The sequence below is a fragment of the Syntrophomonas sp. UBA5494 genome (assembly GCF_002426325.1).
In genome coordinates this window covers 4,186-18,250 of the sequence record NZ_DIPG01000097.1, presented here as the reverse complement: position 1 = coordinate 18,250, position 14,065 = coordinate 4,186, and the positions used below count along the sequence as shown (strand labels likewise).

Annotated in this window: 8 protein-coding genes and 2 tRNA genes; 5 read left to right on the top strand and 5 right to left on the bottom strand. The window is 50.6% G+C overall.

What is annotated here, in order from left to right; all coding sequences use genetic code 11:
- Positions 1-38: 38 nt before the first annotated feature.
- A complete protein-coding gene (locus B3W37_RS10660; protein ID WP_483175719.1) occupies positions 39-2,375 on the top strand; it encodes an endonuclease MutS2 in 2,337 nt (778 codons plus the stop codon).
- A 218-nt stretch (positions 2,376-2,593) separates the two neighbouring features.
- Here B3W37_RS10660 and B3W37_RS10655 read toward each other — a convergent pair whose 3' ends face one another.
- Positions 2,594-5,059, bottom strand: coding sequence for a transglycosylase domain-containing protein (locus B3W37_RS10655; protein ID WP_483175717.1), 2,466 nt, complete (start codon positions 5,057-5,059; stop codon positions 2,594-2,596).
- Between the two features lie 186 nt (positions 5,060-5,245).
- On the opposite strand from B3W37_RS10655, the gene tyrS reads away from it, so the two are divergent.
- The gene (gene tyrS / locus B3W37_RS10650; RefSeq protein WP_483170222.1) at positions 5,246-6,463 is read left to right on the top strand and encodes a tyrosine--tRNA ligase; all 1,218 of its coding nucleotides are present in this window, start codon (positions 5,246-5,248) and stop codon (positions 6,461-6,463) included.
- A 253-nt stretch (positions 6,464-6,716) separates the two neighbouring features.
- Here tyrS and B3W37_RS10645 read toward each other — a convergent pair whose 3' ends face one another.
- Positions 6,717-6,968: a hypothetical protein gene (locus tag B3W37_RS10645; protein WP_483170224.1), complete on the bottom strand. Its 252-nt coding sequence runs from the start codon at positions 6,966-6,968 to the stop codon at positions 6,717-6,719.
- Positions 6,969-7,594: 626 nt separating this feature from the next.
- Between B3W37_RS10645 and B3W37_RS10640 the strand changes: the two genes are divergently transcribed.
- Positions 7,595-8,977 carry an acetyl-CoA hydrolase/transferase C-terminal domain-containing protein gene (locus B3W37_RS10640; RefSeq protein WP_481038218.1) on the top strand — a complete coding sequence of 461 codons (1,383 nt, stop codon included), beginning with the start codon at positions 7,595-7,597 and terminating at the stop codon, positions 8,975-8,977.
- A 241-nt stretch (positions 8,978-9,218) separates the two neighbouring features.
- Here B3W37_RS10640 and B3W37_RS10635 read toward each other — a convergent pair whose 3' ends face one another.
- A complete protein-coding gene (locus B3W37_RS10635; protein WP_481038219.1) occupies positions 9,219-12,026 on the bottom strand; it encodes a sigma 54-interacting transcriptional regulator in 2,808 nt (935 codons plus the stop codon).
- 381 nt (positions 12,027-12,407) lie between these two features.
- Between B3W37_RS10635 and B3W37_RS10630 the strand changes: the two genes are divergently transcribed.
- A tRNA-Gln gene (locus tag B3W37_RS10630) sits at positions 12,408-12,481 on the top strand.
- A 3-nt stretch (positions 12,482-12,484) separates the two neighbouring features.
- A tRNA-Glu gene (locus B3W37_RS10625) sits at positions 12,485-12,560 on the top strand.
- Between the two features lie 327 nt (positions 12,561-12,887).
- On the opposite strand, the gene B3W37_RS10620 is transcribed toward B3W37_RS10625, so the two are convergent.
- Positions 12,888-13,613, bottom strand: coding sequence for a stalk domain-containing protein (locus B3W37_RS10620; protein ID WP_483170225.1), 726 nt, complete (start codon positions 13,611-13,613; stop codon positions 12,888-12,890).
- Between the two features lie 204 nt (positions 13,614-13,817).
- Positions 13,818-14,065: hypothetical protein (locus B3W37_RS10615; protein WP_483175716.1), on the bottom strand; the 248-nt coding region annotated here is incomplete at its 5' end.

Genomic DNA, 14,065 nt, shown 5'->3' with positions numbered 1-14,065 from the left:
CGCCATTCTCCATTTAACAGAAATGAGTTGGGAAAACAGTGAACGAAGAAACCCTGAGGAAATTAGAATTTGATAAGATCCAGCAGCAATTAGCCGGACTCACCCAGTTTGAGGGAGGGCGCGAACGGGCTTTAAAAATGAAGCCTTCCCAGGATCACCAGGTCATTTGCCAGCGCCTGGATGAGACCCAGGAGGCCATGGAATTCCTGCGCTTTGGAGAACCCGGCTATTTTTCGGAATTGAAACCGATTGATCAGGCTCTGGCCAAGGCTCGTGTCAGCGGGATTTTAAATGCCGGCGACCTGCGCCATATATACCTGATGCTGCACGCCGCCCGCCTGGCCGGCAAATCCATGCAAGCCGGAAAATACCGGGCTTTAGCCGAGCTTTGCTCCAGACTGACGGTGATAAGCAGCCTGGAAAACCAGATCGACCGCTGTGTAGGGGAAGACTATCAGATCCGTGACAGCGCTTCACCGCAGCTGCGCTCTATTCGCAGCCAGATCGCCACCCTGCGCCTGCGCATCAAGGAATACCTGCAGGATTTTATCCGCTCCGGCAATAATCAGAAGCTGCTCCAGGACAGCATAGTAACCGAGCGCGACGGGCGTTATGTGGTGCCGGTAAAGCAGGAGCACCGTCACGAGGTGAAGGGCATCGTGCATGATGAATCAGCCAGCGGCGCAACCGTGTTTATCGAGCCTATGGCGGTGGTGGACAACAACAACCGTATTCGTAGCCTGCAGGCCGAGGAAAAGCGCGAGATGGAGCGTATACTGCAGGAGCTTTCAGCCGCTGTGGCGCTTTACACCCAGGAACTGGCAGCCAATCAGGAGATTCTGTCCATCCTGGACTTTGTCCTGGCCAGAGGCCGTATGGCTTACCGTATGAACGCCTATCGGCCGGATGTCAACCAGTCCGGGATAATGGACATCAGCCGCGGCCAGCATCCCCTCCTGGGGGAAGAGGCCATTCCCGTCAATATTCAGCTGGGGCAAAGCTTTGATATTCTGGTGATAACCGGACCGAACACCGGAGGCAAGACAGTGACCCTGAAAATGGTAGGATTACTGGCGGTGATGGCTATGAGCGGGTTGTTTATCCCCGCCCGGGAGAACAGCCGCATCCCCATTTACAAAGACATCTACGTAGATATCGGGGATGAACAGAGTATCGAACAGTCCTTGAGCACCTTTTCCGGTCACATGAAAAACATCATTAACATATTAAAACATGCGGATAAACATTCCCTGGTTTTAATGGATGAACTGGGAGCGGGGACCGATCCGGTTGAAGGCGCCTCCATAGCCCGGGTGGTATTGGAAGAACTATTGGCCAGGCGCTCCCAGGTGATAGTCACCACCCACCAGAGTGAACTGAAGAGCTTCGCTTACCAGAACCAGCGGGTGGAAAACGCCTGCGTGGAGTTTGACCCTAAAACCCTCAAGCCCACCTATGAGTTAACCATCGGGATGCCCGGGCAGAGCAACGCCTTTCAAATCGCTTCCCGGCTGGGACTCGATAAAGCCCTGGTGGAAAAAGCGCAAAAGCTGGTGCCGCAGCGAGAAGCGGAAGTGGGCAATATGATCCGCGAACTCAAGGCAGGAAGACAGGCCGCTCAGAGTGAGGCCGAACAGGTGGCTTTGATACGGCGGCAGCTGGAAGACCAGAAAGAACAGATGGAGGCGGAACACCGGCAGTTCGAACAGGCTCATCGCGAGATTCTGGCCAAAACCCGCCAGGAAGCGGCTCAGTACCTGCGCCAGGCCAAGCAGGAGTCCGATCTGGCGGTTCAGGAACTGAAAGAACTCCTGAAGGACAAACAGAATCCGCCCCGTTGGCATGAGGTGGAGGCCAAACGCAAGCGCCTCACCCAGCTGCCCTCACAGCTGTCCTTTAACGAACCCGAGCCGGCGCCTTCACAGGATGCCATAAGTTCCGGGGATCATGTGCTCATCAGCAGCATCAATCAGCGCGGCACGGTCTTAAGCGATCCTGATTCTGAGGGCAATGTCAGTGTGCAGGTGGGTATGATGAAACTGACCGTCAAAAAGTCCGAGCTGCTGAAGAGCAAGAGCCCGGAAAATAAGCCCCCCAAAGAACGCGCCCGGACTTATCTGGAAAAAGCCCGGGCCATCTCCAAGGAGCTGGATCTACGCGGCAAAATGGCGGATGAGGCTTTGATCCTCCTGGATCGCTACCTGGATGACGCCCGCCTGGTGGGCTTGGAATCAGTGCGCATCATACACGGCAAAGGCACCGGCGCCTTAAGGGCTGCGGTGCGCAGCTATCTGAAGGACAGTCAGTACGTCAGCGCGTTCCGGGATGGCCTCCGCGAAGAAGGCGGTTTCGGAGTAACGGTGGTGGAATTATAAGTGCAGCGGCATACTGCTGAAACCGCACCGACCGTAAGGGTGATCGGGCCTTATACGGCAGATCGCTTTCAGTGCCGGCTGCATCTGCGGCACACCTTATCATCTTATCGCACACTTGTGACCTGGTATAAGGCTTAATAATCGCAGACACAAAATCAAGGGGATGCCGGAATCAAACGGCATCCCCTCAGCATTGTTTTTAACCAGGCTGTCAGTTATCAATCGCGCCCCTCTACTATGTCTTTAACCACATCCCGCGCACTTTTCTTGGTTTCCTGATGGTCGGCCAATGGGCAGCGTGGCAATTTTTGCCCTTCTTGTATCACAACCCGCTGCCAGAACTGTTCGGGGCAGCCTCCGCTTTCGGTCCTGCCGGGAATGTTGGCCTGATATAGGCGCCCGTTGTGGCGCGGATCGCTGCAGATCACCACATCGTTGCGGAATACCCCGGAAAAAGTAAATTCGGTATGAATATCACATAACTCGGTAGGGATCTTGTCCGCAGCCGCGCTTTGCGAGTCGGTTACTACCATGGCCCGGGTCTCCGGGTGAGGGCAATAAACTCCCGCCAATTTGCCTGAATCCGGGCATATGGTGACCAGCTGATGGCGGTCACAGGTTTCGGTGGGAGCCACATTGGCCAGGCCGTAGTCCGTTATAATCTGATCCTTGGGACAGATTTCACTGGGAAGCTTACCTGAAACCTTGCAAACCGATACCTCAACGATATTGCCGGGCATGGCCGGCTGACCGGGTTTAGAGTCCTTGTGGGCCCTGCTTAATATGGAGGAGAATAGCCTGGCCGGTATATCTCCGCCGAAGGCCGTTTCCGACGGATACTGCGGGGGATAATTGCGCAGGGTGTCCTTCTGGTCAAATCCCTGCCAAACTGCGGCGGCGTAGGTGGGGGTAAAGCCGCAGAACCAGGAGTCCCGGTAATCATCGGTGGTGCCGGTCTTGCCCACCGTAAACACCCCGGGGACCTGGGCCCGGGTGCCGGTGCCGGAGGTTACCACGGTGCGCAGCATACTGGTCATAAGCCAGGCGGTCTGCTCGGTCATCACCCTCTTAGAATTGGGTTTATATGAATATATCTCGGCTCCTTTTGCGTCTACGATGCGGCGGATGAAGTGGGGATCGTTATAAACCCCTCCGTTGGCATAAGCGGCGTATGCGGCCGCCATCTGTACCGGGGTGACCCCCTGAGTAAGCCCTCCCAGTGATAAGGGCGCCAGAGACAGGTCATTGCTGCCTGGCGAGTCCAAGAGAGGCAGGCCCAGGGAGCGTCCAAAATCAAAAGCGGCCCGGATGCCCACCTTGTCCAGGGTCTGCACGGCATAGGTGTTTACCGAGTCCTGCACCGCGGCGCGCATGGTAATGATGCCGCGGAAGCGGCCGTCATAGTTTTGCGGCGACCACACCGTACCGCCGGATTTGTAGCTGATGGGTGAGTCATCCAGGGTATTGAACGGCATCAGCCCGGCTTCCAAAGCCGGTCCATATACAGTTAAGGGCTTGATGGCGGAACCGGGCTGGCGATAGGCGCTGATAGCCCGGTTGAATTGGCGTTGCGCCTGATAGGTGCGGCCCCCCATGATGGATTTGACCTCGCCGCTTTGCGTTTCTACTACTGCCATAGCGGACTGTACTATCTGGCCGCTGGGGCTGGTCTGTTTTAGAAAGCGGCTGGGATCGGCATACAGTTCCTCAGAGTACTTCTGCAGATTGGCGTCCAGAGAGGTATAAATCTTTAATCCGGCCCGATATATGGCGGCTTCGGCTTCATCGGTCTCGGGGTAGATATTCTGGGCGCTCAATACATAAATGGCCTCTTCTATAACTGCATCAACATAATAACCATATTGTTTATTGGCTACTCCGCCGTTTTTAAAATCGAGTTTAGCCTCAAAAGCGGCATCGGCGGCAGCCTGATCGATATATCCGCCCATTACCATATTATTGAGCACATCGCGATGCCTGGCCTTGGCCCGATCCAGATGCTGGTAAGGATCATAATAGGACGGACCCTGGGGCAAGCCCGCTAACAGCGAGCATTCCGCCAGATTCAACTCGGAAACCTCTTTGCCAAAATAGGTATTGGCAGCAGCCTGCACTCCATAGGCGCCATTGCCGAAGGGGATGATATTCAAATACATTGTCATAATTTCATCTTTTGAATAAACCGATTCCAGTTTGAAGGCGATTAGTATCTCTTTGGCCTTGCGCTCCCAGGTAGTTTCCAGGGTAAGGTAGGCGTTGCGAGCCAATTGCTGGGTTATGGAACTGGCCCCTTCACCCTTGAGATCGCCGGAAGTCAGATTGCGATAAAGCGCCCTGGCAATTCCGCGGAAGTTGACCCCGTGATGTTTGTAAAAGTTGCGGTCTTCGGTGGCTACAAAGGCATTGATTAGATCTTTAGGCACTTTGTCTAAACTGACTTCAGTACGGTTCTGGCCGGCATGCAACCCGCTGACCAATTCATCCTGATCATCATAAATCAAAGTTGTCTTGGCTCCGGACAGCTGCCCGGGATCAAACGAAGGCAAATCACGTGCGGCATAAATGAACAAAGCCATTAAACAGATGATGCCAAACGCAGCCAGGCCACCCAGAGCCAACGCAATCTTCCTGGGCCAGTTATCCACCTTGAATGACCTGGGCTTCTTTTTTTTAGTCTCTGTCATAGCAAAATAAAGCCTCCTGGATATAATAATAAATAATAATTTGACGAAACCCGCCGGCTTTCCTGCCATCTAACCCGAAGGCAGGGAAAACATAGATTTCCTACTATATACGCCTGTACTCTTCTCAATATTGCACATTATTGAGTCGTTGTGCTATCATTTTTTTTATGGTAAGGAGGTTATTTTGTGGAAAACGCGATTGAAACTCAGGTAAATCAGCAGTTAGAGCATATACGCCGCGGGGTGGTGGAAATAGTCCCCGAGGCCGAACTCAAGCAGAAACTGGTGCGCTCCCTGCAAACCGGACAGCCTTTGCGCATAAAACTGGGATTGGATCCCACCGCGCCAGACATCCATTTAGGACATACCGTGGTTTTGAACAAACTGCGCCAGTTTCAAGATTTGGGGCATGAAATCCATCTTATTATAGGCGATTTTACCGGGCGGATCGGAGACCCCAGCGGAAAATCCGAGACCCGCAAACAACTCACTGAAGAGCAGGTTAAAGCCAATGCAAAAACGTATCAGCAGCAGATTTTCAAAGTTCTGCAAGCCGACAAGACTATTGTGCATTTTAATAGTGAGTGGCTGATGCCCATGGATCTGGTCCAGGTTCTCCAGCTGGCCGGTAAATACACCGTAGCCAGGATGCTGGAAAGAGACGATTTCGATAAGCGTTATAAGGAAGGTTTACCCATCGGGGTTCACGAATTTATGTATCCGTTAATGCAGGGTTATGATTCGGTGGCGCTGCAAGCTGATGTTGAGCTGGGGGGCACTGACCAGAAATTCAACCTGCTGGTGGGGCGTCATCTCTTGCGCGAATACGGACATGAACCTCAGGTGGCCATTCTTATGCCGATTCTGGAAGGCACCGATGGAGTGCAGAAGATGAGTAAGAGCCTGGGCAATTATATCGGGGTTAATGACGAACCCAATGAGATGTTCGGCAAGACCATGTCTATTCCCGACCAGCTTATCTGCCGCTACTTTGAACTGCTCACCCGGGTTCCTATGGAAGAGGTAAAGGCCATGGATGAGGCCATGCAGAACGGCAGCCTGAACCCGCGGGATGCCAAAGTTCGCCTGGCCAAAGAGATCATTACCATGTACCATAATGCAGATGAAGCCGATAAAGCCGAAGAGCGATTCAAATTAGTATTCAGTCAGGGTGAAATCCCTGAGGATATCCCCGAAGTAGCTATCGCCAGCGGCGAGGTATGGCTGCCCAAGTTTCTTGCGGACCATGGGTTGACAGTCTCAACCAGTGAGGGGCGCCGTTCCATCAGTCAGGGAGCGGTCCGTATTAACGGGGAAAAGGCGGCAGGGGAAAACATCCTGTTACAGGGCCAATTGGTGATTCAGGTGGGCAAACGCAAATTCCTGCGCGTTCTGGCCGGCTAGACCGATACACAAATGAATCATTGCCGCAGGGACGGGGTTGTTGACAATCTATTTTAGATTGTCAACACCCCCGTCAGACTGTATGAAAACTATTCTGTGCTTTTTAGTCGCTCCGCTTACAGCTGATTTTGAGTTTTATTCAGGATGGAGGCTGATTTGCTGACCGGAATCTCTCGTTCCTCTCCCGCTTTAGAGAATTAAATCGCCAATTTCGGGACTTTTCACACCGCCCGCCGTCCTCTTCGCCCGGCTTCTACAGACCTGACTCCAGGGCTTTTAAATCCCGGCCCATTTCATCCAGATGCCCTTCATAGAAAATTGCAAATCCTGAGACATTTGGGTATTCCAGCGATATCAGGCGTATAAAAGTAAAGCCCCGCTCCTCCAGCGAGGAGCGGCTGGTGTTGCGCAGTATCTGTGAGTCTTTGCTGTTGACTTTACGGTTCCAGCAGTAAATTTCGTTGCCTTTGTTATTTGCCATGACAGTGGCTACCAACGTGCGCATTTGAATCACTCCATTCATTAACGGATTAGAATCGGTTTCACAAGGATTAAAAATTTATTGAAATAATCAATGGGTTTAAAGCGAATCGACTTTTGCAACTCAAGCTGAATAAAAAACGAGACAATAATAATTCAATGAATCACAAAACAATGCAAAAAAGAATCACTTTGCCCTCGGTCAGGTCAAAAAATTTCACCATTTTGCATTAAAGATGTCGAATTTATGGGGATTCACATTTAAAACAGGCCTCTGCAGCGAATTGGCATGCTTATTGCTTGTATATATGGGTGGTACTCGCATTACTATTACTTACTCCTTATCAGCTATATTTTATTAACATGCTGCTATTTTATAGTGACAGACCGTACACATACTCAGAAACATACCAATATTTTTACCAATATTCAAGTCTGCAATGAAGCCATTATAAAATAGCAGCCCCCTCCTTTTTTAAGAAGGCAGGGGACAGCCTGCGCAAGATATATAATTTTTCATCATTACAGGGGAATACTAGTGGGAGGAGTTATGCACGGTAATGCTTTGCCTATGGCGCAGAAAAATGCAGCCAACACCGGGGAATACAAATTATTATTTTGAAGGTTAGGGTAATGAGGAGGGAATTTTTGATGTTGAATGATCGCTGGAAAGAGGAGTATCAAAAGAAGTTAGTGACGGCCGACCAGGCAGCCCAGTTGGTGAAATCTGGAGATTGGATCGAGTATGGCTTCGGTATCACATCGGGACGTGACTTTGACGAAGCATTGGCCAAAAGAGTCAATGAGTTAAAGGATGTTAAGATACGCTGTGACATCGGTGCATATCAGCACTTTACCGCCGAGGCAGATCCCAGTGGTGAAGTATTTACCTGGAACAGCTGGCACGTAGCAGCACATGACAAAAAATTTATAGGACAGAACCTCTATTACATCCCCATGAAGTTCCACGAAAATCCCAAAATGACCCGTGATGACTGTGATCCCAATGATATCGCTGTCATCCAGTGTACGCCTATGGACAAACATGGATATTTCAATTTCGGGGCTGCCGCCGTAAATTGCTGGGCGATGATGGAAACAGCCAAAATCAGAATTCTGGAAGTAAACCAGAATATGCCCAGATGCTTGGGCGGGTCACAGGAAAGTGTTCATGTAACACAGGTTGACTTTATTATCGAAAGCAATAATGGCCCGATGACTACCCTGGCGCCTGCCAAAGCAAGCCCGGTGGAAGAAGAAATCGCCAAACTGGTTATGGAAAAACTGCGCGATGGGTCATGCATCCAGCTCGGTATCGGCGGACTTCCAAATGCCGTAGGCACTATGGTAGCCGAGTCCGATCTCAAGGATATCGGGGTACATACCGAAATGTATGTCGACGCCTACCTGGAAATGTTCAAAGCTGGCAAAATAACCGGGGCCAAGAAAAATATAGACAAATATAAACAAGTATATGCCTTCGTTATGGGCAGCCAGGAACTTTATGAGTTTATGGACGATAACCCGGGATTGGCATCCTACAACGTTGACTATACCAATGATCCCAAGGTTATATGCCTGCTGGACGACTTTGTATCAATCAATGCCTGTGTAGAGGTTGACCTGTTTGGCCAGGTCTGCTCCGAATCCGCAGGGGTTCGCCACATCAGCGGCACCGGCGGACAGCTGGACTTTGTTGAAGGCGCTTACAAATCCAAGGGTGGACAGAGCTTCGTATGTATGCCTTCAACTTTTAAGACCAAGGATGGCACTGTAAAATCCCGTATCCAGCCCATCCTAACTCCGGGCGCTATTGTAACTGACCCCAGAACTGCCGTTCACATGCTGGTTACCGAGTATGGCATCGCCAATATGAAGGGCAAGAGCACCTGGGAAAGGGCGGAGGCTTTAGTCAATCTGGCCCATCCGGACTTCCGCGATGAATTGATTCAGAAGGCCACCGAATTTAAGATCTGGAGAAGAAGCAACAAGATCGACGGTGCAGGTTCTGTAGACATTGCAGTAGGGAAATAATGGCTGAACAAGCCTTTGTTTCTAGAGCGCCTTTGAGCGCCAGTGTCATTGAGTGCCTGTGAGCACCGACAATTTAGAGCGCCTTCGAGCGCCTGCAGAGCGCCTTTGAGCGCCACAGGAGCACCAAATGAGTGCCGGAAAGATAAAAAAAGGAGCGCCTTCGAGCGCCCCACTGAGCGCCCGGAGCGCCCGTAAAAGGATATAGAGTACCTCTAGAGTACCCGCGGTAGATAAGATGCGATTATCTACCGCTTTCCTTTATTCCATATTTAGCTGCTTTGCGGACCACTGAAGGCTGACTGATGCCCAGGGCTTTGGCCACTTTATAGGTGGAATTGTGCAGGGTAAAGGCCTTCTGCAAAAGGCGCCGCTCGGTCTGCTCGATCGCCACCGGCAGGGACATGAGGTCAATGTCAACCTCGCCCTGAATGTTGGTCAGCTCCAGGCAGGAAAGCACATCATCAGTGGTGATGGTATCGTGCAGATTGGTTACCACCAGACGTTCGATCAAATTCTCCAGTTCACGGATATTTCCGGGCCAATCGTATAAAAGCATGGGCTTTATGGCATCACTGGATAAAACCTTGCTCATTTGATGTTTTCGGTTATAGTAATCCAAGAAGTACTTGCTTAAAACCGGGATATCCTCGCGCCGTTCCCGCAGGGGAGGCACAAAGACCGGGATTACATTGAGGCGGTAGTACAGATCCTGGCGGAATAACTGTGAAGCCACCATCTGCTGCAGATTGCGGTTAGTGCCGGCCAGGATCCTGGTGTCTACGTTTATAGGACGGTTTCCGCCTATCCGGAAGACCTGTTTGTCCTGCAGGACCCTTAACAGTTTAACCTGCAGATCCAGGGGCATTTCACTTATCTCATCCAGGAACAGGGTGCCTTCATGGGCCAATTCGAACATGCCGGCCTTGCCGGATTTGCTGGCCCCGGTAAAGGCTCCCGGCTCGTAGCCGAACAGTTCCGATTCCAATAGATTGGCAGGGATGGCTCCGCAGTTCACCTTGATAAAAGGATGGTCTTTGCGGCCGCTATAGCTGTGCAGAACATCCGCTATGACCTCTTTGCCGACCCCGGACTCGCCCTGAATCAAGACGGTCGAATCGACTGAGGCCACATGGGTTATCATCTGCAGCAAGTCCCTCATCTTCCGGGAATGGGCGATGCAGTTGCGCCGGTTCTGCAGCTTGAGATGAGTCAGCTCCGCCTGATAGAAGCGGCTTAGGCCTTCCAGGTGTTCAACCTTAACATGCAATTCATTGAGTTCCGTCATGTCCCTGACATTGGTGACGACCAGGACTATATTGCCGGAATCATCGAAAATGGGGGTGCTGGTCACCAGGGCGGTCTTGCCGCTGTTAGCCTCCAGGGGAATGGTCACCTGCTCACGCCGCTGCAGAGCCAACAGGGTTCCGGAACGGGAGAAGACCCCTTCTCGTACCAGATCAGCCATGTTGCGTCCCACTACTTCGTCAGCCGATACCCCCAGGATGCGCTCAAAGGCTTTATTGATGCGCAGGGTGTTGCCTTCGCCGTCACTGATATAAAGCCCGTCGAAGGAAGACTCAAAAACTGCCGCCAGTTCACGCTGCCGCCGGCCTTCGGAATGCTCCAGACGCCGTTCCAGTTCATTCAATTCCGTCATGTCGCGAACATTGGTAACCACCAATACGATATTGCTCTGATCATCGAAAATGGGTGTGCTGGTTACCAGGGCCTTCTTGCCGATATTAGACTGCAGCGGGATGGTGACCCGCTCACGCCGCTGCAAGGCTAACAGAGTCCCGGAGCGCGAGAAAACTCCTTCGGCGACCAGGTCGGCCATGTTGCGGCCTACCACCTCTGCCGAAGTAACCCCCATGATACGTTCAAAGGCCTTGTTGATTCTCAGGGTGTTGCCTTCTCCGTCGCATATATATAATCCATCGAATGATGATTCGAAAACAGCGTTAAGTTCCTTCTGCCGCCGATCTTCAACCCGCTCCAGCCTTTTCTCCAGTTCGATCAACTCCGTCATATCCCGGACATTGGTGACCACCATGACGATGTTGCTTTCCATATCGAAGATGGGAACGCTGGTTACCAGAGCGGTCTTCCCGATTCTGGAGGTCAGCGGAATAGTGACAGTCTCCCGGCGCTTCAAGGCTAAAAGGGTCCCGGAACGGGAGAAGACCCCTTCAGCCACCAGGTCTGCCATATTGCGGCCTACTACCTCTGCGGAAGTAACTCCCAGTATACGCTCGAAGGACTTGTTGATGCGCAGTGTCACTCCCTGGCCGTCGCAGATATACAACCCGTCAAATGAGGATTCGATGATGGCGTCGAGCTGGCGATTCAACTGCCGGGTGCTCTCCAGTTCCTGGACTACCTTCTCCAGGTCGGAGGTCTCCTGCAATACGGCTACAGCGCCGATGATCTCATTATCAACCACCACCGGACTGCGCGAGGATAAAAAGGTTTTGCCCACAGTGTCAATCCTGCGCAAGAGCTGGGTTTGACCGCTGCGTACAATATAGGTCAGCTCACTGTTATTGAATATCTCTCTGACATCTTTGCCGTAGGCCTGACGCTGCTCAAACCCGGTGACCTTGGCGGCGGCCTTGTTAAAAATATTGAGGCGGCCATATTTGTCCACCCCGACAATTGGATTGTACACCCCGTCCAGATAACCCCGCCAGGCCTTTCTTTCCTGTTTGACCTGTTTCCTGAAGTAAGCCAGGACTCGATCCTTCCAGCCTTCACCAGGCACCTCGGGCGTCTCCGCCTGAAGCTGCTCGGCAAACGATTCCAGATCCTCAGCCCACTTCGCGAATTCTGGATCCTTGTTCATCAAGGTTTCCACCCTGGTCTTGGCTGAAGTGTCATTGGCAATTGTTTCCAGCAAGTGCGCCCGGGTTAAAATGCCTAGGGTTTGACCGTTGGCGGTAACCTTTACCATATCCAGATGGTGATCCAGCATAAATCGGGCGGCTATTGCGACCGTAGTGTCAGGGGTGATCTCAAGTGGGAAATGTTGCTCGGCAGCTTGGGTACTCATTACTCCCTCTCCCTCTCTTTTTCTCTTCTCTCTCTAGTTGATTCAGTTTTTTATCATGATTCACAATTTCATTATAACCCCACCGTCAAGCTTCTCCAATAAATATATTTTACCTGGCAGGGCTGCAACAAACGATTTGAAAGTGGTTTAATTGCATGGACCCATACCTTAGCCCTGCTTGCGGAAAATCTGATGGAACTGCCATTACAGCGGGATCTCCGGTTATTTCCTACCAGCATAACGGGAGGGCACGGCTGTAAAATGAGGGTATTAATGAAGGTATAAGATTGATTCTCTATTATTGAGGAGTATGGGCTGAATTTGTTTTGACAATAGTAAAGGGCTATATTATAATAATCTTCGCGGGTATTTTCCGCATGCAGCCGGTTGGTGTAACGGTAGCACGACTGACTCTGGATCAGTTCGTCAGGGTTCGAATCCTTGACCGGCTGCCACTTGGCCCCATCGTCTAGAGGCCTAGGATGCCGCCCTCTCACGGCGGAGACAGGGGTTCGATTCCCCTTGGGGCTACCATTATAAAACCCAACCATTTAACCTTTTGAAGGATAGTTTAACAGGCCTTTGAGGGGTTATTTTTATTTCACCCAATAAGGCCTTTAGTTCAGTCCGGCACATCTCTGGGTGATCCGGCTCGATAGCCCTGACAATTACGCTATTTACATACATATCCTCAATTTCTTCCCGGGTGATTTTATTAGCTTCCGGCTTTTTTATCCGCTGGGTTAGAAAACCGCTACCTGAGTAGCGGTTTTAACTAGATATGTCGGTGTTTTTTCTCTGCTTTGAAATTACTAATACTATGTACGATTTTCCCCAAAAGAATCCTTTATCGGAACTCTCTTATTCCGCAGCAAAGTATATTTTCCCATTGCTGGATAGAGGATTCCATATCAACTGCATTCCGGACTCTCCTTCTGGAACGTAATAATTTGAAGATCCAGTGGCCTCACCACCGTGGTATAAGCTCTCGCTCATTCCGCTATATGAACCTTCACTTGGCAATACTACGGACTTATCAAAAGTATTAACAACCCTATTAGAACTACCGATGAGTGCAAATGAACTATCACTGACCCAGGCTGGCTCTTCTTTACTGGATACGTTCTTGACGGTATAAGTAACTATGACGTATTTATACCCGTCAGCTGGTGGATCATTAAACATGTTCGCTTCCTTGATTATGTTCCAGGCACTAGATCCTTCTGTTTTCTTGATTATTTTTATCTCAAATCCATCAGGCGTCAAAAAACTTTGGCCTAATGGAACCGGATTTGTCCGGCTTAATCCTATGGGGCTAGAAGGTTGAACAGGTGCCGGTTGAGGAATCGATTGCCCAGTAGTAATAATAACTGTGTTGGTATTGCCATCCCATTCAACATTAGCGCCTAGTGCTTCGGCTACAGCGCGTAATGGAACCATGGTTCTGCCCCCAATAATCTGGGGTGGTACGTCGGGCTGTATCACGCGCCCATTAACTGTGATAGTAATTGGATTGGCAGCTATAACTGCAATCGAGCCGACCGCCACCATCAATAGGCATAGACAAACAACAAGGACCTTTTTCATTTAAAAGCCCTCCTGTCGCCATTTTGCATTTACCATTTATTTGTTGTCTCCTTTTCAGCCCATGCCGACTACCATATCAATATACGAAGCCAGATGCTCCGGTCTGATTCCGGCAGTCGAAGCCCTCTCGATAACCTCCTTCCACTCATCGTGCCCGGCAACTGTCGTGAATCTTTATAGGTCAGATAGCCCGCTGAACCTTCTCTAGATTAAAGCGACTATCAAACCGATACAAAATTCACCAATTTTACATCTTAATAGTATTATTAACCCATAATTATGAAATACCTCTAAACCAGAAGTAAATTTTCCGTTTAAACTTAACTGGCAGTTATTGACGAGGTGTAAACTGCCGCTTACGATACTGGCAGGAGCTGAGCCTGAACGCGACAGGGTAAATACAAAAATCAGACCAAAGAAATTCGCGAAAAGAAAACTGATATCAGATATAC

Bases quoted from the DNA above. Each gene is read 5' to 3' on its own strand.
- B3W37_RS10655 (WP_483175717.1), bottom strand. From the start codon at position 5,059: ATGACAGAGACTAAAAAAAAGAAGCCCAGGTCATTCAAGGTGGATAAC.
- B3W37_RS10620 (WP_483170225.1), bottom strand. From the start codon at position 13,613: ATGAAAAAGGTCCTTGTTGTTTGTCTATGCCTATTGATGGTGGCGGTC.
- B3W37_RS10640 (WP_481038218.1), top strand. From the start codon at position 7,595: ATGTTGAATGATCGCTGGAAAGAGGAGTATCAAAAGAAGTTAGTGACG.
- B3W37_RS10645 (WP_483170224.1), bottom strand. From the start codon at position 6,968: ATGCGCACGTTGGTAGCCACTGTCATGGCAAATAACAAAGGCAACGAA.
- B3W37_RS10635 (WP_481038219.1), bottom strand. From the start codon at position 12,026: ATGAGTACCCAAGCTGCCGAGCAACATTTCCCACTTGAGATCACCCCT.